Here is a 23,821-nt window from a genome sequence, read left to right as displayed (position 1 = left end):
CATGCTTGTATAGGGTTGAAGTTATGCCTGCTTCCACAACAACATTCGCTTCTGGAATTCCTTCGGTGAACAGTTGTTATATTTCTTAAACATCTTATAGAAATGGGCCATGTTCGGCATGCCGATCTGCTCTCCTACCTCGGAGATGCTAAGGTCTTTCGTTAGCAGTATTCGCTCTGCCCACTTGATCTTCCTGTAATTCACATACTCCGTGAAGGATAATCCGACGGATTTTTTGAAAAACTTAACAAAGTAATAATAGCTCATATTGGCCAGCTTACACACTTCGTCCACTTGAATGCGGTCGGTTAATCTTGCTTCCACATAATCCAGCACAGGTTTCATGCGGACCCGATCGAAATCTTCTCGCTCAGCCAATACTTTACGCGCATCATTACGCAGCAAGAGCAGTAAAATCTTCTTGATCAGGATATTAACCGCGAGTTCGTAACCGGCTTCCTTGCGCGTAACTTCATCATATATTTCTTGAATAACATTAGCTACCTGGACCTTGATCTCCGGATGCTCCGAGAAAATATAGTTAGCAAGACTGAGCGGATACTTGGCTTCGAAGAAATATCGCATATACGGCATCGTGCTGTGATCAAAGAACTGTTCCAAATCAAACTGCAGTACAATGTAATGCAGCGGCAAGCCGATGCTGCGGTCCCTGTGGAGCTGTGAGGTACCAATAAGAGCTACATCGCCCGCTCCTAGCTGATAGTATTCATCATCGACATAGACATCCAGATTACCTGCAAGGACTAACAGCATCTCCATCTCGCGGTGATAATGCCATTGTATCGTTTCGTCTGTTATACGCTCCGATCTGAATACACGCAAAGACAAAAGAGGGTTTTCATAATCGACCTTCTCTTTGAAAATTTCCACTGCCCTAGCCCCCGATTGACAAAATCACATAAAAGCTTCGCCATAAAGTTGATATCTTTTTTGAATCAGTTTTACTATACTTTATTCTAGTGTTAATGCATCACTGGAATCAAGCGTCTTAACGCATTTTGTGAAAATTCACAGGAAAAGTCGGAGGAGGATGTACAAGTGGCACAAGTTCGAGTAGGAATCATCGGCTGTGGCGGTATTGCAACAGGCAAACATATGCCAAGCTTGGCAAAAGTAGAAGAAGCGCAAATGGTGGCATTTTGCGATATCGTTCTTGAAAAAGCCGAAGAGGCAAAAAATAAATTCGGAAACGAAGAATCCGTGGTATATGCAAATTATCACGATCTGTTGAACGATCCGACCATTGATGTGGTTCATGTATGTACACCGAATGATTCCCATGCCGAAATTTCGATCGCTGCTTTGGAAGCAGGCAAGCATGTTATGTGCGAGAAGCCGATGGCCAAGACTGCGGAAGACGCTCGCCGGATGCTTGAGGCAGCTAAGCGTACAGGCAAGAAATTAAGCATCGGTTACCAAAACCGTTTCCGTTCAGACAGCCGTTATCTGAAGGATGCTTGCGCGGCTGGTGAGCTTGGTGAAGTTTACTTCGCTAAAGCGCACGCGATCAGACGCCGTGCGGTGCCGACTTGGGGCGTATTCTTGGATGAAGAAAAGCAAGGCGGCGGACCGTTGATTGACATCGGTACACATGCATTAGATCTTGCGCTTTGGATGATGGATAACTATAAACCAAAAGCCGTGCTGGGCCGTGCTTATCATAAACTGTCTCAAAATGAAAATGCAGCAAATGCATGGGGTCCATGGGATCCAAAGCAATTCACCGTTGAGGATTCCGCATTTGCAATGATTACAATGGAGAATGGCGCATCGATCGTATTAGAGTCCAGCTGGGCGCTGAACTCACTTGAGGTCGATGAAGCTAAGGTAACCCTGTGCGGTACTAAAGCCGGTGCGGACATGAAGGATGGCCTTCGCTTCAACGGGGAGCATAACAGCCGTCTGTATGTGAACAACATCGAAATGAACAGCGGCGGCGTCGCTTTCTACGAAGGCAATTCAGACGATCCTGCCGAGCTGGAAGCGCGAATCTGGATTGATGCGGTTATTAATGATAAAGAACTTATCGTGAAGCCGGAGCAAGCGCTTGTCGTATCCGAGATTCTGGAAGCCATCTATGAATCCTCGCGTACAGGCAAGGCTGTGTACTTCGATTAATTTGATAAGCCATTAAAAAACAAAGGGATAGCCTGTAAGCTGCTGAGCAGCTGATGGCTATCCCTTTTCCGTCATTAATCTTTACGCTGCGATGTTGAAGTTTCTTGATCGGCTTCCTGTTCCTGTGACAGCTCGTGTAGGGATTTCACTTTCCCATGAGGCTGCTGGTTCTGTTTACGGCTTTTCCATGCGCTCTCCTCACGTCTTTTGGACGTCGACATATCCATTGCCTCCCTTATCTCGATATCGTATTTAGGTTTCCCTGGATATAAAAAATCATGAATGCTTAAGGCAGGCATCTTCGTTTGAAATCCGCGCACTAGGAGTTATTGTCCATAACGAGTTTTTCAGACATAATAGACCTATAAGATCAGATCGAATGGAGGGAATCAAAATGATGAAATATGATGATAGCGTGTTCCGGCGGTTAAGAAGAATGGAAGGACAAATTCGGGGTGTCATGAAAATGATGGAGGAAGAAAAAGATTGCAAGGATGTCGTGGCACAGCTCTCCGCGATCCGCAGCGCTGCTGATAAAGCGATGGCCTACATTGTAGCCGTCAATTTGGAACAGTGCATCTTGGATGAAAAAGCAAAAGGTAACGATACGGGGAAGCTCGTTCAGGAAGCTGTAGAATTGCTGATAAAAAGCCGCTGATCCTCCAAGTAAGGCCGGGAGCAATCCCGGCCTTTTTTGATTTCGATACAATTCTTGCCTTACATGATTTGTAACAGTTTTAACCGATCTGTAACAGTTTTTAAAATACCGTCGTGCTATGATCAAATCAACAGAGGGGTATATCACAGAGTACAGCTTTAAAATTTTGAACAAAATGTGAAAATATTCACAAACTAGTCACAAACACATTTTAATTAAAGGAGATGAGACACTTATGAAATTTCGAAAGCTTCTGTTTTCAGCTGCAACCCTCATTTCGGTTTTGTTGTTGAGTGGTTGCGGATATAATATGGTCGTTTTCGAGCCTCAAGGACCTGTGGCAAGAAGTATTATGGAGCTTATCAACTGGTCTCTGATCTGGATGGCACTGGTTGTCGTCGTTGTATTTGGATTGTTTGGTTATATCGTATGGAAATATAGAGAAAAACCTGAAAATAAGGATTATGAGCCGCCCGAAGAGCACGGCAGCATGGTGCTTGAAGTGATATGGACTGCGATTCCGATTCTGATTGTCATTGCTTTGACGATTCCGACGGTGAAAACATTGTATGCACTCGAGGATGTTCCACCCGGTTATGAGAATGTGAAACCAATCACAATCCACGTTACTTCTGCGGACTGGAAATGGATTTTCAGCTATCCGGAGCAAGGTATCGAAACAGTGAACTATGTCAATATCCCTGAGGACACGCCGATTGATTTTAAACTGACTTCAGCAAGCACAATGCAATCGTTCTGGGTACCTGCACTAGGCGGCCAGAAATATACGATGGGCAAAATGGAAACCCAGCTGTATCTCGTAGCCGATCATCCCGGTTCCTATTTTGGCAGAAATACAAACTTCAATGGCCGGGGATATGCGGGAATGGAATTCGAAGTCCAGGCTCAGACAAGGGAAGATTTCGACCAATGGATCAAGGACGTAAAGGAAACCGCTCCGAAGCTGACAGAGAGAAAATATGAAGAATTGCTGGAGCCGACCCACTTGGGACGAATGACATTCTCGAATACTCACTTGGAATGGGTGGATCATGCGGATCCTGATTCCCCATCGTATACAAATCCTGAATTATACAGATATCACGGTTATCAAGGCAGAGTGTTTGAAGAAGAAGATAACTACCGAAATAAAACGAATGATGATAAAAACCTTCATGAGCACCATGTAGAAGGCGACGGAAACGGAGGCGAGCATAGTGGGCATTAAATGGAATGAAATTCTCATTACAGGCGATCCGTTGATTTTAGGTTCTCAGATTGCCATTCTTCTAACGATGATCGGAATCGTCGGGGGAATCACATACCTGAAAAAATGGAAATGGCTGTGGACAGAATGGCTGACAACTGTTGACCATAAAAAAATCGGGATCATGTATATCATTTCCGCGGTTCTGATGTTTTTCCGCGGCGGTATGGACGGAATATTGATGCGGGTACAGACGTCCAGGCCGGAGATGGAGTTTTTGAACGCTCAGCATTATAACGAAATTTTCACGACACATGGCGTCATTATGATCTTATTCATGGCGATGCCGTTTCTGATCGGTTTTATGAACCTTGTTATCCCCCTTCAAATCGGAGCAAGGGACGTAGCTTTTCCGCAGTTGAATGCCTTAAGCTTCTGGCTGTTCTTTTGCGGCGCGATGCTGTTTAACCTTTCCTTTGTTGTCGGCGGATCGCCCGATGCAGGATGGACTTCCTATTTCCCGCTTGCGGGTAAAGAGTTCAGTCCGGGCATTGGCAATAACTATTATGCCGTGGCGCTGCAAATATCCGGTATCGGGACATTGATGACGGGGATTAACTTTATCGTCACGATTCTCAAGATGCGGACCAAGGGCATGACATTGATGCGTATGCCGATGTTCTCGTGGACAACATTCATTACATCGATCATTATTGTGGCGTCGTTCCCGATCTTAACCGTAGCGCTTGCTTTAATGACATTCGATCGTCTGTATGGCACGCATTTCTTTACTTTATCCGGCGGCGGTTTGGATATGCTGTGGGCGAACCTGTTCTGGCTGTGGGGACATCCAGAGGTATATATTGTGGCGCTTCCTGCGTTCGGGATCTTCTCTGAGGTCATCGCGACCTTCTCGCGCAAAACGCTGTACGGCTACAAGTCGATGGTCTTCTCTATTGTCGGGATTGCCATTCTAAGTATGGTGGTATGGGTTCATCACTTTTATACGATGGGCGCGGGTCCGGGCGTTAACTCGATCTTCTCTATTACGACAATGATGATTGCCGTACCGACAGGCGTGAAGATGTTTAACTGGCTGTTCACGATGCGCAAAGGCCGTATCAAAATGACGACTGCCATGCTGTGGGCTTTGGCTTTCGTGCCTTGCTTTGTCATTGGCGGCGTTACAGGCGTAATGCTGGGCATGGGGGCGGCGGATTATCAATACCATAATACGCTCTTCCTCGTCGCGCACTTCCATTACGTGCTGATCCCAGCTGTAGTATTTGCCGTATTCGCCGGAACATACTATTGGTGGCCAAAAATGTTCGGGCATATGCTCAATGAAAAAATCGGTAAATGGCATTTCTGGTTGTTTGTCATTGGTTTCAATATGACATTTATGCCGATGTTCTTCCTTGGCTTGGACGGTGCAGTAAGACGTTCTTATACGTATTCGGTAGAATCCGGTTACGCGCCATTATTCTTTGTATCCTTTATCGGGTCCATCATTTTGGCACTGGGCTTCGCGGCATTCTGTTACAACATCTATTGGAGCGTTCGCTATGCGGACCGCAACATTCCAAGCGATCCTTGGGATGCAAGAACATTGGAATGGGCAACGGCTTCACCGGTGCAGCATTATAACTTTGCCAAGCTGCCGGAAGTAAAATCCATGGATGCGTTCTGGTACATGAAGAAGAACAATGAAGGTTTGACACTGAAAAAAGAAGAGCTCGAAGAAATTCATATGCCAAGCAACTCTGGACTTCCGTTCATTATGTGCGTCGTGTTTGGCATCAGCGGCTTCTTCCTCGTATTCGAATGGCATATCGCAGCGGCGGTTGCGGCTGTTGGTATTTTTGCAGGACTTATTATTCGTTCCTTTGATTATAATGACGGCTTCCACGTTCATAAGGAAGAAATTGAACAAACGGAGAGCGCATGGAGAAACGGTGAAGGAGAGGTGAATCGATATGTCGGCAAACGTTAATACTTCACTGCCTTTGGAGTATCAGACCGAGCAGAGCCGGATGAACATTCTCGGTTTCTGGATCTTCCTTGGAGCAGAGATCGTGTTGTTTGCTACGCTTTTCGGTGTATACGGCGTCCTATATGAGCGCTATGCGGGCGGACCTACGCATCAAGACATTATTATGATGAGAGAGGTTATGATCCAGACGATTCTGCTCCTGACGAGCAGCTTCACCTGCGGTCTTGCGATCTTTGAAATGCGCCGCAACAATCTTAAGGGCTTGATCACATGGCTCATCATTACATTGCTGCTTGGCGTCGGCTTCTTATTCATGGAAGTGAATGAATTTCTTCATTACATCCATGAGGGCGCGACAATGCAAACAAGTGCATTTCTATCCAGCTTTTTCGTCCTGCTCGGGACACACGGACTGCACGTAACGGTGGGGATTGGCTGGGCGATATTAATTATTATTCAGCTTCTGCAGCGAGGCTTAACGCCGGTAACCGCGAGAAAAACCTTTATTATCGGGTTGTACTGGCACTTCCTCGATGTGGTATGGATCTTTATCTTTACATTCGTGTATTTAAAAGGGATGGTGGCCTAAATGGATAAGAAAATGAAAAGATATCCGATTGGACATGTCGTTGGATTCTTATCCTCGCTGCTGCTTACTTTTGTCGCGGCAGGGATCGCGCTGAGAACTTCCCTTTCTTTTCATACGATCATGCTGCTTATCGGTGGCTTGGCACTCGTTCAGGCGGCGCTTCAATTATTCATGTTCATGCATGTCAATGAAGGTGAAGACCGGAAGACACAAGTCATCAATATCGCATATGGACTCATCGTTGCAGTCATCATCGTAGCGGGAAGCATATGGGTCATGTCCTTCGGACATCATCACTGATAAAATAACGGGGCCTCGTAAGCAAAGCTGCTTACGGGGCCCCGATTTAATGTATTTATTGAAAGTTTAAATGGTATCCTCACTGTAGCCGTTTCTTTTCTCAGATGACCTGTCAACCAGCGCAAAGAACGTACCACATGCGAAAAGCAATGCTGCAGAGAACATAACGCCGATTCCGATATTCAAAAAGTAGTCACTATTGGGATCGCTTACAAAAAAGCTGAATAAAAAAAGCCCAAGCCCTAAGATGAAAAATACGGATGTAACTCTCTTCGTTATCGTCAATGCTCTTAGTTGATGATGATTCATTGTGACCCACTCCTTTACTACCTATTTTAATCGGGTTCACAAATTTGTCAAACAATATTTTGTTTTTGGACAATATATTCCGCTTTTTAATCCGTATAACAAAGTATGTATAGAGCGACGTGAGAATAATAATGCGGATTGTTACCGTTTTAGTCTGGACTTGTTCAGCCTGATAAAGGTGATGACAACGGCTATCATCATTGCTACAAACGCGATATTGCTTGCCGTCTCTTGAGATGCTCCCATGGCAAGACAGATTGTTGTGATCAAGCTATTGACGAGAAAAGCTACAGCAAGGATGAGCAAAGGCCGAATAAAATTATATTTCCTCAAAATAATAGTCCTCCTATATGAAATATATAAATTGTAACGAAATTATGAAGTGAAGTCTAGAAAACATTGTCATTTTAACGTCCGTACAGGTCGGGAAGGAAGATATTATGCTGTGAAGACTCTTTTCTATTACCGTGCAAACCGATATAATAAAGTAAGTGTATTTTATTCGACTTGGAAGGAGGTGGCGAAGTAATGGACGATGAGCCAGGAGAAGAGGGCGATAGTGACCCGACAATGCGTTTGAGAGATAAAGCCAAAATCGTATGGAAAATAAGATATTATCGCAGGATCTGATCCTCCATGAATCATGACCGGAAGCTGAATCATGTACTCATAAAATCGGAGGATGAAGAAAATTGTCGATAGAAATTTTGGTTCTTATTTTACTCATTGTGTTGAATGCGTTTTTTGCCGCTTCAGAGATCGCTTTAATCTCGCTTAATGACAACAAGATCAAAGCGATGGCGGAAGCCGGGCATAAAAAAGCAAAACTATTGCAAAACCTTCTGAGCGAGCCGAGCCGTTTCTTGGCTACTATCCAGATCGGTATCACATTGGCAGGCTTTATGGCGAGTGCCTTTGCAGCTGAGCGATTTGCAGGAAGATTAGCGGAGTTTCTCTATGCGGCCGGGGTACCGATGCAGCAAAGCTTATTGCAGACGATTTCACTAATCGCAATCACTTTGGTACTTTCTTATTTTACATTGGTAATGGGAGAGCTCGTGCCGAAACGGCTGGCGATGCAAAAGGCGGAAGCCGTCTCGATGTTTGCTGTCAGACCGTTGACCCTATTATCCAAGGTATCCGCCCCGTTTGTAAAATTGCTAACGCTCTCCACCAATTTGATCGTGCGAATGCTGGGCGTTGACCCACATGCGAACAAAGAACAAGTGACGGAAGAAGAGATCCGCATGATGGTGGATGTCGGCAATGAGAACGGAGCCATTCAAGAAACCGAGAAGATGATGATTAACAATATCTTTGAGTTCGATAACAAAACCGTTTCGGATATTATCACGCATCGAACCAAAGTTGTATGTATCCCGCATGATCTTTCGCTTAAAGAAGTCGCGAATCTGATCCATGTTGAGAAATATACACGATTTCCCGTATATGAAGATCAAATGGATAATATTATCGGTATTTTGCATGTCAAGGATCTGTTTCAATACATTGAGCATGATACTTCGAAAGAGTTCGATCTCAAGTCGATCATTCGTGCCCCTTATTTCGTTCCGGAGTCCAAACGGACGGATGAACTGTTCAAGGATCTGCAAAAGAACAAAGTATATATGGCCGTTGTTATTGACGAGTATGGCGGCTTAGCCGGGATAGTGACGATCGAGGACCTGCTTGAGGAAATCGTCGGCAACATCTTCGATGAGCATGATGAGGAAGAAAAGGAGATCGAGATACTCGATGATAATACCTTCCTAATCAACGGGATCGTCTCCTTGCGCACATTGAAGGAAGTATTGAATGTGGAAATGCCCGTCGATGAGTATGATACGTTAAGCGGTTTCGTCATTGGGCACCTGGGCAGAATCCCCGATCAAGGCGAACAGCCGGAAGTTGAGTTCAACGGCATTATATTTAAAGTCGAAGTGGTCAATGAAAAGCGGATTGGTAAAGTTAAAGTTTACAAAACCGCAGAAGTGCTCAGCTAATCAATAGAAACCGAAGAAGGGGCTGTCCCAAAAGGGTAATGAAAGAACTGTCCTTTGAGAGTAGCCCCCCATAATAGAAAGCAAATGGCGCACAGGGACTTACACTTGTGGCGCCATTTGCTTTCTTTAGCAAACCTTCTTTGTTTAGCGTTTACATGTTGAAGCAAACGATAAAGGGTACTTTCATGATTGCTGTGAAGTGCCCTGTATTTCGTTTCAAGGCGGTAGAGATAAATAGACGACAATATAGCTTTTTTATACCGGACAATGTTGCATGATTGTCATATTCAATAGGTTCATTCCATCACCGCACATGATAAAATGCTGATTAGAAAAGGAGTGTAAACTGATGAGTAAAAACAAACGGTCATCTAAAAATCTGGTCATCTTTACCCTTGTTATTCTAGTTCTCTTCATTACGTTATTCGCGTTAAATCAGGCAACAAAAGATACGGAAGAAAACAATGATGTCATCGCTTTTAATGGCGCACCGGAAATTACAAACCAGCCGACGATGGGCGATCCAAACGCTAAAGTATCGATCGTTGAATTTGGCGATTTTAAATGCCCGGCTTGCAAGGCTTGGGGAGAGACGATTATGCCTCAATTGGAGAAGGACTATATTGATACCGGCAAAGTAACATTTTCTTATGTGAATGTGCTTTTCCATGGTGAAGAGTCGACAACAGGCGCATTGGCTGCAGAATCCGTGCTTGCTCAAAATCCGGATGCTTACTGGACATTCCATCATGAATTATTCAATGCCCAGCCGGCCAATCAAAGTCATGACGACCTTTGGCTGACGCCGGAGAAAGTGCTGGAGTTGGCCCAGACCTATACACCTGAGGTTGATTTGGACAAGTTGAAAGCCGATGTTGAAAATCAAGCGACCATGGCTCAAGTCAATGTGGATAATCAATTAGTTCAGGATTTCAATGTGCAGCTGACACCAAGCATCATGATTGGCGATGTAATGGTTACGGATCCGTTTGATTATAATAAAATAAAAGAAATTATCGACCGGCAGCTGGCGGAATAATCGGGAGGGCAGAGCGCGATGCGAGTTCGTGACTATACCTTATACATGGCATGGATCGTGGCCGTTACAGCTACGCTTGGAAGCCTTTATTTTAGCGAAATAAGAGGGTTTATCCCTTGTGATTTGTGCTGGTATCAACGGATATTCATGTATCCGCTCAGCATCATTCTAGGGATTGCAGCCTTCTATAATGAGACCAGCTTAAAGAAATATGTGCTGCCTCTGTCGATTATTGGGATGTGTATTTCGCTTTTCCATTATCTGAAACAGAAGGTTCCTGCCTTCTCATCCATCAACCTGTGCGAAAAAGGCGTACCATGCAATATGGAATATATTAACTGGCTCGGTTTTATTACGATTCCGTTCCTTGCCTTGACCGCTTTCACTCTGATTACGATATTGATGCTGCTGATCAAATCAGGTCGGCAATAATGAAATGCGCGGGGCTCTATCCCGAACTCATCGCACTGCAGCTTCTGTAGTGCTTTTTTTTATTCTCAATATGATAAAATAGAACTAACAATTGCTCATAGGATGGTATGGGATGCTGTATTATTTTTTCGCGCTGCTTACCGCGGCCCTTATTCTGTTGTTCAACAACCCCCGAAGCGAGACGAATCGTTGGGCTGCCTTTTTCCTGGGCTGTGCTTCGATCGGCGGCTTGTCCGGTTTCCTGCTGGACGTTGGGTTAGAGACATGGTCATATGCCGCCCAGTTTCTAAATCTGACCCTAACGCCTTATGGGGTGCTCCTATTCAGTGTAGTCTACGCTGAGAGCGTATCGTCTGCAAAAGTAAGGCTCGTTCTCAAATTGCTGCTTTTATTGCCTGTGCTTGTTACGCTCGCAGCGACTACTTTTTCACCGGTATTTTCAATCAATTATGTTCTGCTGTTTTTATGGACTGCCCCTTATTACCTGGTATCCTGCTTTCTCCATCTCGCAGCGCTCTGGAGGGAGGAGAACCGCAGGAGAAAACAGAGCCGGCTCGTTACATCGATTATTATCGTGCCGACACTGCTTGCTGTGCTGATCCTTATCAATGTAGGCAAAGTGATTTCACCTGAGTTTGAGCCCTTTGGATACGTCTCCGTCTTTATTTTCTATTCGATGGCTGTTGCATTGCTGTGTACTTTTGCTTTTGGCGTGCTTGGGGTAAAGCTCCGGTTTGAGCGGGATTCGCTGGAGAGCACGATGAAGGCGGTAAGCTCGGGGACAACGATGCTGAACCACACGATCAAAAATGAAATCGGCAAAATAGCGATCAGCACGGAAAATTTGAAGCATTTCGTTCCCCCGGAGGATGAACAATCCAAGCAGCATCTGCAAATCATTTCGAACGCATCCGCGCATATGCTGGCGATGGTGACCCGCATTCACAGCCAGATGAAGGACATCGTTTTGAGAGAGGAGCCCTGCCTTCTGGATCAGCTCATTGATGAGTGCGTATGCATGCATCAGCGCCTTCTGGACGACCATCGCATCAAGGTGAAAACCTATTATTTGTGCCGGCCGGCCGTGGTATGTGATAAGGTGCATATCAAAGAGGTTATCGGTAACCTGCTGACGAATGCAGTGGAGGCTATGCCTGCAGAAGGAACAATTAATATCCGTTTGGATAACTGCAAAAAAGGCATTGCGTTGTCTGTTCAGGATACCGGGAAAGGTATTCCAAAGGATCAGCTAACGCATGTGTTTGACCCTTTCTACAGTACTAAGAACCACTCCCGGAATTTCGGGCTTGGTCTATCTTATGTCTATAATGTGATGCAGAAGAGCGGGGGCTCGGTCGAGATATCAAGCCGTGAACATGAAGGTACACGAATAACCCTGCTATTTTCGCGCAAGAAAACGGTTCAACCGTGATAGGGGGAATGACGATGAGCCATATTAAGGTCCTTATTGTTGAGGATGATCCGGATTGGATCAAAGCGATGACCGCTTTTTTAAATAAGGAGAAAGATATCCTTGTGGTCGGAGCCGCGACGGGGTCGGAGGAAGCCGTCTTACTTGCGCAAACGCTCTCCTTCGATGTGGTTCTGATGGATATCCAGCTAACCGAGAGCGGGCATGACGGCATTTATACGGCGATTGAGATGATTGAAATCCATCCCGCCAAAATTATTATACTGACCTCATTAAATGATGATCATGTGATTACTCAAGCTTTTACCGCGGGTGCGGTTAACTATATCGATAAAACCCGCTTCATGGATCTCCCGCATGCAATCCGCAGCGCTTATCATCATCCGACAGCTATGGAGGCGCTTTTAAAGGAGTTCACAAGGCTGAAGCGGGAGGAGCAGCTGAAGGGACTTACCGCCGCGGAGCGGGAAGTGTATGATCTCATTGAAGAAGGTTACACACAATCCCAGATCGAGAAAAAATTGCACAAAGCCGAGAGCACACTGAAGAATCAAGTTAACAAAATGCTGAAAAAGCTCGGTGTAAAAAGCAGTAAAGAAGCAGTGGAACTGGTAAAAAGGAAAGGGCTCTTTCAAAGGAGAGACAAGGGGTAAGAGTGGATAAAGTTCTTAATTCTCATCATATAGGTTTATCGACAGTTAAGGGGTACTACAAACTGTAGTACCTCTTTTTGTGCGGTCCTATAAAAGTTGGAACTGAGCAAACAGATAAAAACCGTCTACAATAGCAGGGAGAGGAAGGGATGCAAAATGAACAACGATGTATCGCGCCGGGAGGAGCCAGCCCTGCTGTTAATAGACGGTCACTGCAATTTATGTCATGCGATCACACGATTTGTGATCAAGCGGGATGCTGCCATGCGATTTCAATTTGCTTCCATTCAGTCAAAGGCAGGACAGCGTTTGCTGGCGGAAGGAAGCTTGGCGGCGGATGATCTGGACACGTTTGTCATGATTCAAAACGGGCGTTATTACACGAAATCGGATGCGGCCCTCCGGGTATTCGGGAAGCTCGGACGCTTATGGCCGCTGCTGTATCCCCTTATCGTGTTCCCGGCCTTCATTCGGGATATAGTCTACGATTACATAGCCGGCCGGCGTTACCGGTGGTTCGGCAGGAACGAGGTTTGTCTCATGCCGACTGCGGAGCTGCGTAGAAGGTTTATTGAGGATGCAGAGGAGGGTTCACAGGATGAATAGGAAGCCGATCTACGTGGAAATCGACATCGATACAGATATGGATTCGCTGTGGCGGCATACGCAGACACCTGAGCTTCATGAACAATGGGATTTGCGGTTTTCTGAAATTTCCTACTTGCCCCGTGATGATGAAAAGGACCCGCAGTATTTTCTCTACCGGACACGGATCTGCTTTGGCCTGGATATAACAGGAACCGGCGAGACCAAAGCGAATATCCATAGCGCCGGCGGCGAACGGACTTCGACACTAACCTTCGGATCGGACCAGCAAATCTCGCTTATCCGCAAGGGTGGCGGGTATTGGAAATACAAGCCGAAGGGTAAGGGGGTCACCTTCATGACGCAGTATGATTACCAGACGCGGCTTGGCATCATCGGACGATGGTTTGACCAGATGTTGTTTCGCCCGTTGTTTGGCTATGCTACGGCATGGAGCTTTGATATGCTCCGGATTTGGTTGGAGAAGTTTATTCCACCTGCCGTGACAATGCAGCGGGCCGTCATGCACTATTTCAGCGTCCTTATGCTGGTTTTCCTTTGGTGTTATCAAGGCATCGTGCCCAAGCTGTTGTTTCCGGAAGCGGGAGAGCTTGCGCTGCTGCAGGCGTTAGGCTGGTTTGGAGGCCGGGAGGAGCAGCTGCTGTTACTGCTCGGTGTAGCAGAGATTAGCCTGGGGCTGCTTATATTTAAACTGCATAGGCATAGATGGGTTTATTTTACGCAGATTGTTCTGCTGGCACTGCTCGCTGCCGCAGCGCTTATAGGAACACCGGAAATGCTTGCAGCACCATTTAATCCGCTCACGCTTAGCTGCTCCATGATTGGTTTTTGTTTATTAGCCCATTGGTCCGCCAGGGACCTGCCGCAGGCAAATCGTTGTTTGCGTAAACCTGCTTATCGCAGCAAAGGAGATGAACGAGGGTGGCATCGATCTATGAGCAAGCGTTAGGCGCTGAATTTCATAAGCTTCATCCCCGGATAAGGCAGCGCTTCGGATTTAACAGCGGGGATCGGGTGGCATCCATCGGCCAGGGCGTCATGGAACGGATATGGTATGCGAAATGGGCTGCCGTGCCTTTATATATCGGTACGTATAGACATATCATGTTTCCGCAGGGGGGCAGGCAGATTCCGTTTACGATTGAAAATTTTGCATATGTGGACCGTTTCGGCCGAGAGACAGTGACCTGGATCCGTAAATTCAGATTCGAGCGTACGATCCGGCATTTTGATGCCACGATGGTCTACAGCGAGCAGCGGCAGGGCATTGTTGATTACCTGGGAAATAAACAGCATTTGGCTGTCGATCTTTCGATTTCGGAGGGACCGAACGGGGGCATTCGAATCCGCTCCGGCGATCAGCGTTTCTATGAGGGGATGCTCCAGTTTCGTTTTCCTCAGATGTTTACTGGAACGGCAGAGGTGAACGAATGGTACGATGATCGGGAGGAGCAGTATAAAATAACCGTGGAAGTAAACAATCCGATGCTCGGTCCGGTATTTCAGTACAACGGTTCATTCCAAGCACAGTTTGTGGACATGAAGCCTTCGTTGATTCCATTGGACGCCAAGCCGCTGCGGGAGGAGAAGCGGGAGTGACGTTAATTGTATTATTCATAAGCGCAGTTTTGGTATAATAGTTGTATCGCGGTTTGAACAGGAGGGGCAGCTAATGGAACAGCCGGTATCATCTTCAACAGAGGATTGCGATACGACTTGTTTAGGTTCTGAAACGGACCTGCAGCAAATAAAAGCGGGGATGATTGACGAGCAGGCGGCGGTTCAAGTCGCCGATTGGTTTAAAGCGTTTAGCGATCCGACAAGGGTTAAGCTGATCGGAGCTTTGCTTCAAAAAGAGTTATGTGTGCACGATTTATCCGTTGTGCTTGAAATGGGACAGTCCGCGGTTTCACACCAGCTTCGGTATCTCCGCAATCTGAGAATTGTGAAACGCCGCAAAGTGGGGAAAACGGTATTCTACTCCCTCGATGATACCCATATTGAGCAAATATTCGTTCAAACCCTGCAGCATACAAAACACGGATAGCCAATACGGAAACCTGCCTGCTCCAGCTAAGGAGCGGCAGGTTTTTGTTATTGTTTAGGACGGGATGGAAAATTGTTGTTGTTTATTGGACTTATATTTTATATAATAACGATAACACATATGAGCATATGTTCATATATTATAAATAAATAATTGAGTTTGGTACATAATTATTACTATTCATGAGGAGGAGTTCCCGTGAGCCATCATCACGACGACCATTCGCACAGCAATCATGACCATCATGGGCATAGCCATGGGCATCATGGTCATGCTCATTCCCATATGCCCAATAATAAGAGGGGCCTGACAATCGCTCTAATTATAACAACAGGCATCATGTTTCTTGAGTTTTTTGGAGGTTTGATAACGAACAGCCTGGCACTGATATCCGATGCCGGACATATGTTAAGTGACGCCGGGGCGATCGCTTTAAGCCTGGTCGCCATGTGGTTTGCCGCCAAACCTGCATCGCCCAATAAAACGTACGGGTTTTACCGTTTTGAGATATTGGCTGCGTTGTTTAATGGCGTTACCTTGTTTGTGATCGCCGGCTTTATTGTCAAGGAAGCCTATGGACGGTTCTTTGATCCGCCGACAGTGGCCAGCGGTTCAATGATCTTGATTGCATGTATCGGATTGTTTGCTAATCTGCTCAGTGCCTGGTTTTTAATGAGGCAGGGCGATGTGAAGGATAACATCAACGTGCGAAGCGCTTATCTTCACATCTTAGGCGATGCGCTAGGTTCAGTAGGGGCCATTGTTGCAGGACTGCTCATGTATATGTTTTCGTGGTACATTGCGGATCCGATTATAAGTGTCGTTGTCGCTTTGCTCATTCTGAAAAGCGCATGGGGCGTAATGAAAACAGCCGTGCACATTCTGATGGAAGGAACCCCGATCACGATCAGCCCTTCACTTGTCAAGGAAACGCTGCTTCGTATACAAGGGGTAAAGGATGTTCACGACCTGCATATCTGGACGATCACTTCGGGCATGGACTCGTTAAGCTGTCATCTTCAGGTGGATGATAAAGAGGACTGCCAGGTGATACTGCAACAGGCGATCGATCAGATCAGAGAAACGTTCAACATTCAACATACAACGATTCAAATCGAAAAATCAGCGCTCAGGCATTCGGAGCTAAAAGTATAAAGTACAACCACACAATAGTATGAATAGAGCCCTTTGCATCTATCGTATAAAAATCACGTCTTTATCGAATTGGAGGGCTGCCGGATGGCAGTCCTTTTTTTATGGCAGTCCATGCGTTTGCCCGGCTGGGAAGGCACAAAAGACAGGCGTCCGATGTAACCTTGGGAAATGGGCGGAATATAATACGCTTATAATGTTTTGCGGGGGTGAGAGCTTGGCGGTTTTTATTTCATTCGCGGCAATAAATGTGAATACGTTGAACAGGGGAGCAAGCATTTCAGTAGGAGAGGTTGCTCAAGGGGGCTGGGCTCAACATGGGAAAAATAACTTCGGGAACGGAAACATGTTCGGATTCAGCGTTGAAACCAATGTAGTGAACAGCATTATTGACACGGATGTTATCGATACACCGATCACGACGATACCAAATACGCCAACTGTCCAAACACAAGTTATATAAGGGGAGGATATTTTGAATAATTGTCCTCAGAACACCAGCGTCATTTTTAATAAATTAATTGTGAATGCTGTTGAAGATACATCGGGCATTTTTATCGGAACTAACCTGGCAATCGGTTGGAGCACCTACACCAAGAGCAATCAAGGGGTTGGAAGCGTCAAGAACGCCAACATCTCAAAGGCCTTGAATATCGTAAACGATCAGGACATGATGGATATGCCCGTAGAAGATAGCAAGAGCATAACTATGCCGGCTGACGGTGAATTCCAGCAGCATTGTGAAATCGCTTTTCAATCCGTCAACGCTCTTTCCGTCAGCAATGGGTCGGCCATTGACATTGGAGAGAACAGGCAATACGGCTGGAGCAGTGTTCATAAAAACAATTATGGCACAGGCAAAAATATAGGCAGCAACCGGTTAACAAGTATAGCGAATTTTATTCAAGATAATGATGTGATTGATGCGCCAGCGCATCTTGAGGGACAAAGAGTATAAAAGGGTGTATAAAAAGCATCTTTAGCCGGGCACAGGATTGATTTGCGGCTCCGGTGTTTTTGCCCCGGAGTGGCTCGTGGAAAGCAGCAGCTTCTGCAGCCATTCCGGCGCCTCGGAATCGGAAATGTTGAGCATATCCAGAAAATCGGAGTCGTTCAGAAGAGAGCGGATGCCTGACACGACATTGCTGTCGCCGCTAACGGAACCGAATCCTTGCGTCAGCTTCTGGTGGCTCTCAAATCCGGTCGGCCAGTTATTGCCCATATTGATGCAAGCTGCATTCTCAACAGAGCCTATCCGGATCGATCCGATGACAAACTGGGGCGACATAAAAGAGGACAAGGCCCACACCTCCGTTCAACTAGTGAGTGTTCAACTCAAGTTCTTTTCAGCCGAAATCCGGATGGCGTGCGATGCAAACCTGGTTCCGTATCATAAGGCGGCCGGGGCCGCGAGGGCTTATCTTCTGTAGCAGAGGCGGCCGTGGCATCATCCTGATCTTTTTTTCGGCGTAATGGCGGTTTTTCAAAGGATTCTCCCGGATTGAATTTGGTGCCGAAGTTGTTTCCCAGATTTAATGAACCGCTGAGCTGCTCAATTTCCAGTCCGTCTAGACGATATTCCAATTTCTCAAGCACGGGTTGATGGATATGGACATTCTCGATTATGATTTGCGAAGATTTCTCAGCAAGGCGTTCGAGCGATTGTTCCATCCGGTTAAATCGGGCATTCAAATCCTGAAAACGATTGTTCATGTCTTTGATCAGGAGATCTGAACGATCATTTTTTTTCTTTCCAAACCATGACATCACGGGTTGAGGATCTTTCGCATAAAAAGTAAGTCATATTGGTCATTATCGTTCAGAGAAGCCCGGACGTTCGAGATGGAGCACGCTTTACCGTTTACGGTGCCAAACGCTTGATTTTGCTTGGCGATATGTTTGAATTTCCATTGTATATTGCTGCCCGAGTAAATCCCGGAAGACTTGGAGAGCGACTCGATATGAATATCCTGATATCGTATGCGTACCATCTTCCCGCCCCTTTAACGGAGATTTTTATTCAGTATATGATGAAAGCTGTATTCCAATGATCGTTTTGGCGAGGGGAAACAAATTAAGTAAAATCAATGGGAATAGGAGTTTGCTGTACTTCCCGTTCGATCTGTAATTCGATGGTAAGCAAACCTTGGGTATATTTCGCATGAATTCCGATCATGGAAACCGGCTTCGGCATGGGCAGGGAACGGCGAAAGCTTCCAAAGAAGCGTTCCTTTTGAGTGATCCGATTGTCGGTAACGGGATATAACCGCGGAATCTCCCCCTCCATCACAAGCGTTTGTCCTTCAAGTAATATAGCGATCTGATCAGGGGATTGAAGACCCGGAAGCTCGACAAGGACAACTACAGTAGCCGAGGTATAATAGATATCGATTCGCGGGCTTGTATTGGGAATTAACCCGGCAATATCCTGCCAGAACTCTTCTCCGAGCACTTCACCGGCCTGATTGTGAAACGTATTCCACTCCTTCATCGGGTTCGGATGAGGTATTTCTTTACCTTCCATCATTCATCACCGCTTTCTCACAGATAAACCTCATTTATATCTATATGTTACAGGATCCTGATCAAAACAGAAAAAAGGCAGATTCTCTGCCTTCATCGATGGATATTTTAGTGTTTAACCTTTATTCCCGGATCGAAATTTCTTGAAAGGGTTGATTTTCACTTAATTTCGGCATGCGAATTTCCAGTATTCCATCTTTTATCCTGGCTGTTGAGCGGTTGGGGTTGACATCATATTTCAATTGAATTTCCTCCGTTATTCCTGAATACTCGATCTTTAATTTTCGTTTTGCAGCATAAAATTTTAGGTCATTCGGGGAGATATTCTTTGGAATCTGGCATTGGATATAAATACTACGATGGGTTTCAAACATCTCATAATCGAGACCAGCCGGTGCAAATGGGTTAAAGCTAGGAGAAGAGCTGGAATTTTGTCCGGAAATGCCGAGCCAGGAAGAGTTATGATCCATAAAAGGGATTTGTTTTTTCATATACTTTCCAAATTCATCCCAGTCGATCATCGCGTGTTGGGGCTCCTTGTTTTTCCCGGTCCCGGTGATTTCCAGCCAAGGTTGGTCAGCTATAAAAGGGAATTGCTTTCTCATATATTTCCCGAATTCATCCCAGTCGAACATCGGTTGCTGCTGATTATCCAAACGGTTCAGCTCCTTTCTTTTACTTTGCTAATGCCTGTTACATTGTATGTCTGATTCGCCCATTTGACACTGCTCCGACTAAGCTGCGGCAGCCGGTAATTAATGTTAAAGAAAGGGTTTACAACCTATGGAGACGATGATATATTGAAGGAGAAACGTTTCGAAAAAAATGTAAATGATTTCTGATAACTAATAGCAGATAATATTATAATTCTACATTCATTTTTTAACTCATTAGTGAAACGTTTCGATTATTTTGTTAACGAAAAGAATGAAGACGCTTACATGTCCGGCGCTGATCCGGCAACCTATCATGACTTTGAAGGAGGTGAGCAAGGGGAACCGATCGATTATATATTTCAGCACATCTATAACTTAAGGAGTGGAAACATGAATATTTCTATCGCGTCTTATTCTTTTCACGGGATGTTTAATCAGCAGGAAATTGATCTGTTCGGTTATCTGGAAAGCTTGAAATATCGGTATCATGTTAATGGAGCTGATATCTGGAATATTATGTTGGCTTCTTATGACGAAGAGTACCTGCGTAAGATCAAGAAGCATATGGACCAGAAGGAAATCCATCTGGCAAATCTTTGTGTAGACGGTGCGCATGTATGGGAACAGGAACCTGAGTTGAGGGAGAAAAATTATCAGCACGCGCTAACGAACTTGCGTGCCGCTGAAGTTTTGGAGGCGCAGACCGTCCGGATCGACATGGGCGGCCATGATCTGGACATGTCGGATGAGCAGTTTGAGTACACCGTGAAAAGGTACAAAGAATATGCGCACCGTGCTGAAGAGGGCGGTTACAGGGTAGGTCCGGAAAATCATTGGGGTACCTCACGTGTTCCCGAGAATATCAAAAAACTGGTGGAAGCGGTAGACAGTCCGGCATTTGGAATATTACTGCATCTGGAGAATTGGGATGTGGACAAAGAAAACGGAGACCGCCTTTGCGCGCAGTATGCCTTCCACACTCATTTTGCCGCATGGGTGCTGCCGCGATATGAGGAAAAGATTAACCATCTGATCGATGCGGGATATAAGGGCCACTTCAGTGTGGAGCATCATTCGGGCAAGAATGAATACGTGGAAGCCGAATGGCAGCTTGCCAATATTAGGCGCATTTTAACACACTTAACGAACAAAGCGAATTAACGGAGGGATCGGTCATGGATAAGATCAGAATCGGAATTATCGGCGTCGGGATCATCGGTAAAGCCCATTTGGATTATTACGCGAAAATAGAAGGTGCCGAGGTGGTGGCGGCAGCCGACCTTAATGAAGCCGAGCTTAAAAGCGTTGCCGAAAAATATAATATTCCGCATACGTACACCAGCTTTCAAGAGCTGCTCAAGCGGGATGACATTGATGCGGTCGATGTGTGTTTGCATAATAACGCCCACGCACCGGTGACGATCGAAGCTTTGAAGGCTGGAAAGCATGTCTATTGCGAAAAACCGATTGCCGGTTCGTATATAGACGGCAAATCCATGCTGGAGGCAGCGGAGTTATACGGAAAGAAGCTGCATATCCAGTTAAGCTTTCTTTACCACAAAGAAACAATAGCGGCGAAAACATTGATCGACGAAGGAAAGCTCGGCAGACTGTATCATGCGCGTTCAACCGGTTACCGGCGCCGTGGACGCCCTTACGTTGACGGTTATGGTACGCAGTTTTTCACGCGAAAAGAAACGGCCGGGGGCGGCGCATTGTTTGATATGGGAGTCTACAATATCTCGCAAATGTTATATTTGCTGGGCACTCCCAAGGTCAAAACCATTACGGGCAGTACATATCAGGAGATGGAGATTGACGAACGGAGAAACGGCATCTCAGGTTTTGACGTAGAAGAGATGGGCGTCGGTTTTGTCCGGTTCGAGGATGGATTAACATTAGATATCATCGAATCATGGGCGATTCATCTGAATGAATTTGAAGGCAGCAGCATTGTCGGTTCAAATGGCGGGATCAGGCTTCCAGGATATGCACAAGGCAGGCGGATACCGATGAGCTATCATACGAACCTGTGTGATATGGAAATGGACAGCACGTTTAATCTGGATGCGATGGATTATCGCTGGCACAATCTGAGGGACAATAGGGATGCCTATGATTCTTCCCAGCATCACTGGATTGCAGCCCTTCAAGGAAGGGTAGAACTGCTGCCAACGGCGGAGATTGCATTGCAAACGATGCTGATCAGTGAAGGGATCTACATCTCGCAACATCTAGAGAGGGAAGTGACCTCAGACGAAGTTGTTTCAATGTCCCAATCCTTATCCCTTCAACTGACTTGATGATGGACAATTGAAGCCGTTAAAAAACGATTGATTTTCATCGTCTCATATGGTAAATTTTAAGTATTAAGTGAAACGTTTCGATAATGAAGATAAAATATGAAAGGGTTTTCTTTTGTAAAATAGAATGATAAACAGCCAATAAAAGTGTAAAACTATCATTTTATTAGCTAAGAATTAACTTATTGTAATCAATAATCGAAACGTTTCTATATTTTCGGTCGGTCCCATTACGCTAGGGAGGTGATTTGCCAAAAAGTAAATGTAAACGCATTCATCACATCAGGCGGGTTATGGACAAGCAAGCGGGAAAAGAGAAAGAAACTCATTTAGAAATGAATAAAAAGGAGCTCGATGCGAAAATGAGAAAGACATTCACATTGATACTGGTGGTAGTAATGAGTCTGACCCTTGTGCTTGCCGGCTGCAGCAGCGGAAATGGCAATGCCGGAAGCAGTAATCAAAATCAAGCGCCTGCCTCCACACCTGATGCTGAAGGCGCAACGAATCAAACGAATGAGCAGGCCGAGGCTCCAAAAGAAACGGTAACACTCAAATGGGGCACATGGATGGGTGAAGAAGAGGCCAAGCAAATTATCGAGGCATTCGAAGCGACGCATCCGCACATTAAGATCGAGACTGACCCGGCCGTTACTTGGCCATGGAATGAGAAATTGGCTGCTGTCGCGGCTGCAGGTCAGCTTCCGGACGTAACATGGACGTTCGGCGTACCGGTGGCTGCCGCCAACGGATGGCTGGAGGATCTGGCTCCATACTTGGCAGCGGACCCGGATTTCCAAGCGGGCAATACCTTTAAAAACCTGGATGACACAGCCAACTACAATGGCAAGCAGTACGCGCTTCCGCATACGCTTTTGATGTTTGGCGTGTTTCTGAATTTGGATCTGTTCGAAAAAGAGAACATTCCGGTGCCGCCGGCAAACTGGACAGTGGACGACATGCGTGAAGCCGCTGTCGCATTGACAAAGTACAACGATAATCAATTTGGCATGGCCAATCTTAAAGGGATGCGTGAAACGTTAAGCTCTGCATTCGATCCGTCACTGGGATGGAATACATGGGATGGCGAGAAATTCAACTTCACAAGCCCGGCCTTTAAAGAGGCAGTTACTTATATCGATGAGCTGCTTTATTCCGATAAGGTTTCCCTGGATATCTACAAACAGGAAGAAAAAGAGCAATGGTATGGCAAGGATAAGAACCCTTGGATGCTCGGCAAGATCGGCATGCAGTACGACGGAACATGGTTAATAAACGGAAGCATCCAAGACGCGAAGTTCAAATGGGATATCAGACCGCTGCCAGGTGATGATGGGCAAAGAATTCCGCTCATTACAGACTATGTCGGCATTACAAAGAGCTCCCAGCATAAAGAAGAGGCATTTGAATTTGTAAAATGGCTGACTTACTCCAAAGAAGGCTGGATGGAGAGAATGAAGCCGGAATGGCCGCTTGGCACCATCCCGCTCATCAATGATGAAGAAGTATGGAACGCTTACTTGGGCAGAGAAGATATGCCGGCAGGCATGCAAGACCTTATTGCGATGATTCCGGAAGGGTTTGCCGATCCGATCAAGTGGCTGCCAGGTTACATTGATGGATTAGGCATCTACCATGAAACCTTCAAGCAAATCGACGAGCGCCAAGCCAAGCTCGAAGACGTCGCTCCGGATCTGGAGAAACGTATGAACGATGCGTACAAAACAGCCTTAGACCAACTCAATGCAGTACAATAATCTTTTGCTTTTGCTCTTATAAT

At 45.8% G+C, this 23,821-nt stretch carries 30 protein-coding genes; 21 read left to right on the top strand and 9 right to left on the bottom strand.

The annotated features are described in order from the left end of the window. Positions 1-21 precede the first annotated feature (21 nt). Positions 22-891, bottom strand: a complete 870-nt coding sequence (locus tag IEW11_RS07230) for a helix-turn-helix domain-containing protein (protein ID WP_188530390.1) — start codon at positions 889-891, stop codon at positions 22-24. 168 nt (positions 892-1,059) lie between these two features. On the opposite strand from IEW11_RS07230, the gene IEW11_RS07225 reads away from it, so the two are divergent. Further along, complete coding sequence (locus tag IEW11_RS07225; protein WP_188530389.1) at positions 1,060-2,139, top strand: Gfo/Idh/MocA family protein; 1,080 nt, start codon at positions 1,060-1,062, stop codon at positions 2,137-2,139. Between the two features lie 74 nt (positions 2,140-2,213). Here IEW11_RS07225 and IEW11_RS07220 read toward each other — a convergent pair whose 3' ends face one another. After that, a complete protein-coding gene (locus tag IEW11_RS07220) occupies positions 2,214-2,360 on the bottom strand; it encodes a DUF6254 family protein (RefSeq protein WP_188530388.1) in 147 nt (48 codons plus the stop codon). Between the two features lie 173 nt (positions 2,361-2,533). Between IEW11_RS07220 and IEW11_RS07215 the strand changes: the two genes are divergently transcribed. From IEW11_RS07215 to qoxD, 5 genes are all read left to right on the top strand, one after another. Further along, positions 2,534-2,797: a metal-sensitive transcriptional regulator gene (locus tag IEW11_RS07215; RefSeq protein ID WP_188530387.1), complete on the top strand. Its 264-nt coding sequence runs from the start codon at positions 2,534-2,536 to the stop codon at positions 2,795-2,797. Positions 2,798-3,032: 235 nt separating this feature from the next. Beyond that, complete coding sequence (gene qoxA, locus IEW11_RS07210) at positions 3,033-4,025, top strand: cytochrome aa3 quinol oxidase subunit II (protein ID WP_188530386.1); 993 nt, start codon at positions 3,033-3,035, stop codon at positions 4,023-4,025. Beyond that, positions 4,015-5,997 carry a cytochrome aa3 quinol oxidase subunit I gene (gene qoxB / locus IEW11_RS07205; protein WP_188530385.1) on the top strand — a complete coding sequence of 661 codons (1,983 nt, stop codon included), beginning with the start codon at positions 4,015-4,017 and terminating at the stop codon, positions 5,995-5,997. Before qoxA ends, qoxB begins: the two co-directional genes overlap by 11 nt. Further along, the gene (gene qoxC / locus IEW11_RS07200) at positions 5,981-6,586 is read left to right on the top strand and encodes a cytochrome aa3 quinol oxidase subunit III (protein WP_188530384.1); all 606 of its coding nucleotides are present in this window, start codon (positions 5,981-5,983) and stop codon (positions 6,584-6,586) included. Before qoxB ends, qoxC begins: the two co-directional genes overlap by 17 nt. Continuing rightward, positions 6,587-6,886, top strand: a complete 300-nt coding sequence (gene qoxD, locus IEW11_RS07195) for a cytochrome aa3 quinol oxidase subunit IV (RefSeq protein ID WP_188530383.1) — start codon at positions 6,587-6,589, stop codon at positions 6,884-6,886. It begins immediately after the preceding gene. A gap of 66 nt (positions 6,887-6,952) precedes the next feature. On the opposite strand, the gene IEW11_RS07190 is transcribed toward qoxD, so the two are convergent. Then, on the bottom strand, positions 6,953-7,195 hold the full coding sequence (locus IEW11_RS07190; protein WP_188530382.1) for a hypothetical protein: 243 nt from the start codon (positions 7,193-7,195) through the stop codon (positions 6,953-6,955). A 141-nt stretch (positions 7,196-7,336) separates the two neighbouring features. Then, complete coding sequence (locus tag IEW11_RS07185) at positions 7,337-7,528, bottom strand: hypothetical protein (protein WP_188530381.1); 192 nt, start codon at positions 7,526-7,528, stop codon at positions 7,337-7,339. 359 nt (positions 7,529-7,887) lie between these two features. Here IEW11_RS07185 and IEW11_RS07180 point away from each other — a divergent pair, with 359 nt between their 5' ends. The 12 genes from IEW11_RS07180 to IEW11_RS07125 all read left to right on the top strand — a co-directional run bounded on the left by IEW11_RS07180 (position 7,888) and on the right by IEW11_RS07125 (position 17,517). Beyond that, positions 7,888-9,198 (top strand): hemolysin family protein, encoded by a 1,311-nt coding sequence (locus IEW11_RS07180; RefSeq protein ID WP_188530380.1) that lies wholly within the window; start codon positions 7,888-7,890, stop codon positions 9,196-9,198. A 349-nt stretch (positions 9,199-9,547) separates the two neighbouring features. Beyond that, the gene (locus IEW11_RS07175) at positions 9,548-10,237 is read left to right on the top strand and encodes a DsbA family protein (RefSeq protein WP_188530379.1); all 690 of its coding nucleotides are present in this window, start codon (positions 9,548-9,550) and stop codon (positions 10,235-10,237) included. An 18-nt stretch (positions 10,238-10,255) separates the two neighbouring features. After that, positions 10,256-10,669: a disulfide oxidoreductase gene (locus IEW11_RS07170; RefSeq protein ID WP_188530378.1), complete on the top strand. Its 414-nt coding sequence runs from the start codon at positions 10,256-10,258 to the stop codon at positions 10,667-10,669. A 112-nt stretch (positions 10,670-10,781) separates the two neighbouring features. After that, positions 10,782-12,101 carry a sensor histidine kinase gene (locus IEW11_RS07165; RefSeq protein WP_188530377.1) on the top strand — a complete coding sequence of 440 codons (1,320 nt, stop codon included), beginning with the start codon at positions 10,782-10,784 and terminating at the stop codon, positions 12,099-12,101. Between the two features lie 14 nt (positions 12,102-12,115). Beyond that, positions 12,116-12,754: a response regulator transcription factor gene (locus IEW11_RS07160; protein WP_188530376.1), complete on the top strand. Its 639-nt coding sequence runs from the start codon at positions 12,116-12,118 to the stop codon at positions 12,752-12,754. A gap of 156 nt (positions 12,755-12,910) precedes the next feature. Further along, on the top strand, positions 12,911-13,360 hold the full coding sequence (locus IEW11_RS07155; RefSeq protein WP_188530375.1) for a thiol-disulfide oxidoreductase DCC family protein: 450 nt from the start codon (positions 12,911-12,913) through the stop codon (positions 13,358-13,360). Beyond that, positions 13,353-14,309: a DoxX-like family protein gene (locus IEW11_RS07150; RefSeq protein ID WP_188530374.1), complete on the top strand. Its 957-nt coding sequence runs from the start codon at positions 13,353-13,355 to the stop codon at positions 14,307-14,309. Before IEW11_RS07155 ends, IEW11_RS07150 begins: the two co-directional genes overlap by 8 nt. Next, the gene (locus IEW11_RS07145; protein ID WP_188530373.1) at positions 14,282-14,959 is read left to right on the top strand and encodes a DUF4166 domain-containing protein; all 678 of its coding nucleotides are present in this window, start codon (positions 14,282-14,284) and stop codon (positions 14,957-14,959) included. Before IEW11_RS07150 ends, IEW11_RS07145 begins: the two co-directional genes overlap by 28 nt. Before the next feature lie 73 nt (positions 14,960-15,032). Then, the gene (locus IEW11_RS07140; protein ID WP_188530372.1) at positions 15,033-15,407 is read left to right on the top strand and encodes an ArsR/SmtB family transcription factor; all 375 of its coding nucleotides are present in this window, start codon (positions 15,033-15,035) and stop codon (positions 15,405-15,407) included. A gap of 198 nt (positions 15,408-15,605) precedes the next feature. Further along, positions 15,606-16,562, top strand: a complete 957-nt coding sequence (locus tag IEW11_RS07135; protein WP_229725005.1) for a cation diffusion facilitator family transporter — start codon at positions 15,606-15,608, stop codon at positions 16,560-16,562. Positions 16,563-16,776: 214 nt separating this feature from the next. Further along, complete coding sequence (locus IEW11_RS07130; RefSeq protein WP_229725004.1) at positions 16,777-17,022, top strand: hypothetical protein; 246 nt, start codon at positions 16,777-16,779, stop codon at positions 17,020-17,022. A gap of 12 nt (positions 17,023-17,034) precedes the next feature. Further along, positions 17,035-17,517: a hypothetical protein gene (locus IEW11_RS07125; protein ID WP_188530370.1), complete on the top strand. Its 483-nt coding sequence runs from the start codon at positions 17,035-17,037 to the stop codon at positions 17,515-17,517. A gap of 21 nt (positions 17,518-17,538) precedes the next feature. Here IEW11_RS07125 and IEW11_RS07120 read toward each other — a convergent pair whose 3' ends face one another. The 5 genes from IEW11_RS07120 to IEW11_RS07100 form a co-directional block, all read right to left on the bottom strand. Next, positions 17,539-17,859, bottom strand: coding sequence for a hypothetical protein (locus IEW11_RS07120; protein ID WP_229725003.1), 321 nt, complete (start codon positions 17,857-17,859; stop codon positions 17,539-17,541). 35 nt (positions 17,860-17,894) lie between these two features. After that, positions 17,895-18,326, bottom strand: coding sequence for a spore germination protein GerPC (gerPC, locus tag IEW11_RS07115; protein ID WP_188530369.1), 432 nt, complete (start codon positions 18,324-18,326; stop codon positions 17,895-17,897). Further along, the gene (locus IEW11_RS07110; protein ID WP_188530368.1) at positions 18,326-18,550 is read right to left on the bottom strand and encodes a hypothetical protein; all 225 of its coding nucleotides are present in this window, start codon (positions 18,548-18,550) and stop codon (positions 18,326-18,328) included. Before IEW11_RS07110 ends, gerPC begins: the two co-directional genes overlap by 1 nt. Positions 18,551-18,633: 83 nt before the next feature. Beyond that, positions 18,634-19,086 carry an Hsp20/alpha crystallin family protein gene (locus tag IEW11_RS07105; protein ID WP_188530367.1) on the bottom strand — a complete coding sequence of 151 codons (453 nt, stop codon included), beginning with the start codon at positions 19,084-19,086 and terminating at the stop codon, positions 18,634-18,636. 118 nt (positions 19,087-19,204) lie between these two features. Continuing rightward, positions 19,205-19,738, bottom strand: a complete 534-nt coding sequence (locus IEW11_RS07100) for an Hsp20/alpha crystallin family protein (RefSeq protein WP_188530366.1) — start codon at positions 19,736-19,738, stop codon at positions 19,205-19,207. 390 nt (positions 19,739-20,128) lie between these two features. Between IEW11_RS07100 and IEW11_RS07095 the strand changes: the two genes are divergently transcribed. The 3 genes from IEW11_RS07095 to IEW11_RS07085 all read left to right on the top strand — a co-directional run bounded on the left by IEW11_RS07095 (position 20,129) and on the right by IEW11_RS07085 (position 23,798). After that, on the top strand, positions 20,129-20,899 hold the full coding sequence (locus tag IEW11_RS07095) for a sugar phosphate isomerase/epimerase family protein (RefSeq protein ID WP_188530365.1): 771 nt from the start codon (positions 20,129-20,131) through the stop codon (positions 20,897-20,899). A 14-nt stretch (positions 20,900-20,913) separates the two neighbouring features. Then, positions 20,914-22,041, top strand: coding sequence for a Gfo/Idh/MocA family protein (locus tag IEW11_RS07090; protein ID WP_188530364.1), 1,128 nt, complete (start codon positions 20,914-20,916; stop codon positions 22,039-22,041). 362 nt (positions 22,042-22,403) lie between these two features. Beyond that, complete coding sequence (locus IEW11_RS07085) at positions 22,404-23,798, top strand: ABC transporter substrate-binding protein (protein ID WP_188530363.1); 1,395 nt, start codon at positions 22,404-22,406, stop codon at positions 23,796-23,798. Positions 23,799-23,821: the final 23 nt, after the last annotated feature.

The organism is Paenibacillus abyssi (genome assembly GCF_014640295.1).
GTDB lineage: Bacteria > Bacillota > Bacilli > Paenibacillales > Paenibacillaceae > Paenibacillus_D > Paenibacillus_D abyssi.
Note: the sequence above shows the minus strand (reverse complement) of the source record. Positions and strands in the feature narration are given on the sequence as shown.

What these genes read in the sequence shown, in the direction of transcription:
- IEW11_RS07155 (WP_188530375.1), top strand. Translation starts at nt 12,911, where the DNA reads ATGAACAACGATGTATCGCGCCGGGAGGAGCCAGCCCTGCTGTTAATA.
- IEW11_RS07170 (WP_188530378.1), top strand. Translation starts at nt 10,256, where the DNA reads ATGCGAGTTCGTGACTATACCTTATACATGGCATGGATCGTGGCCGTT.
- qoxC (WP_188530384.1), top strand. Translation starts at nt 5,981, where the DNA reads ATGTCGGCAAACGTTAATACTTCACTGCCTTTGGAGTATCAGACCGAG.
- IEW11_RS07090 (WP_188530364.1), top strand. Translation starts at nt 20,914, where the DNA reads ATGGATAAGATCAGAATCGGAATTATCGGCGTCGGGATCATCGGTAAA.
- qoxD (WP_188530383.1), top strand. Translation starts at nt 6,587, where the DNA reads ATGGATAAGAAAATGAAAAGATATCCGATTGGACATGTCGTTGGATTC.
- gerPC (WP_188530369.1), bottom strand. Translation starts at nt 18,326, where the DNA reads ATGTCATGGTTTGGAAAGAAAAAAAATGATCGTTCAGATCTCCTGATC.
- IEW11_RS07140 (WP_188530372.1), top strand. Translation starts at nt 15,033, where the DNA reads ATGGAACAGCCGGTATCATCTTCAACAGAGGATTGCGATACGACTTGT.
- IEW11_RS07085 (WP_188530363.1), top strand. Translation starts at nt 22,404, where the DNA reads ATGAGAAAGACATTCACATTGATACTGGTGGTAGTAATGAGTCTGACC.
- IEW11_RS07160 (WP_188530376.1), top strand. Translation starts at nt 12,116, where the DNA reads ATGAGCCATATTAAGGTCCTTATTGTTGAGGATGATCCGGATTGGATC.
- IEW11_RS07165 (WP_188530377.1), top strand. Translation starts at nt 10,782, where the DNA reads ATGCTGTATTATTTTTTCGCGCTGCTTACCGCGGCCCTTATTCTGTTG.
- IEW11_RS07220 (WP_188530388.1), bottom strand. Translation starts at nt 2,360, where the DNA reads ATGTCGACGTCCAAAAGACGTGAGGAGAGCGCATGGAAAAGCCGTAAA.
- IEW11_RS07150 (WP_188530374.1), top strand. Translation starts at nt 13,353, where the DNA reads ATGAATAGGAAGCCGATCTACGTGGAAATCGACATCGATACAGATATG.
- IEW11_RS07175 (WP_188530379.1), top strand. Translation starts at nt 9,548, where the DNA reads ATGAGTAAAAACAAACGGTCATCTAAAAATCTGGTCATCTTTACCCTT.
- qoxA (WP_188530386.1), top strand. Translation starts at nt 3,033, where the DNA reads ATGAAATTTCGAAAGCTTCTGTTTTCAGCTGCAACCCTCATTTCGGTT.
- IEW11_RS07105 (WP_188530367.1), bottom strand. Translation starts at nt 19,086, where the DNA reads ATGATGGAAGGTAAAGAAATACCTCATCCGAACCCGATGAAGGAGTGG.
- IEW11_RS07110 (WP_188530368.1), bottom strand. Translation starts at nt 18,550, where the DNA reads ATGGTACGCATACGATATCAGGATATTCATATCGAGTCGCTCTCCAAG.
- IEW11_RS07190 (WP_188530382.1), bottom strand. Translation starts at nt 7,195, where the DNA reads ATGAATCATCATCAACTAAGAGCATTGACGATAACGAAGAGAGTTACA.
- IEW11_RS07095 (WP_188530365.1), top strand. Translation starts at nt 20,129, where the DNA reads ATGAATATTTCTATCGCGTCTTATTCTTTTCACGGGATGTTTAATCAG.
- IEW11_RS07215 (WP_188530387.1), top strand. Translation starts at nt 2,534, where the DNA reads ATGATGAAATATGATGATAGCGTGTTCCGGCGGTTAAGAAGAATGGAA.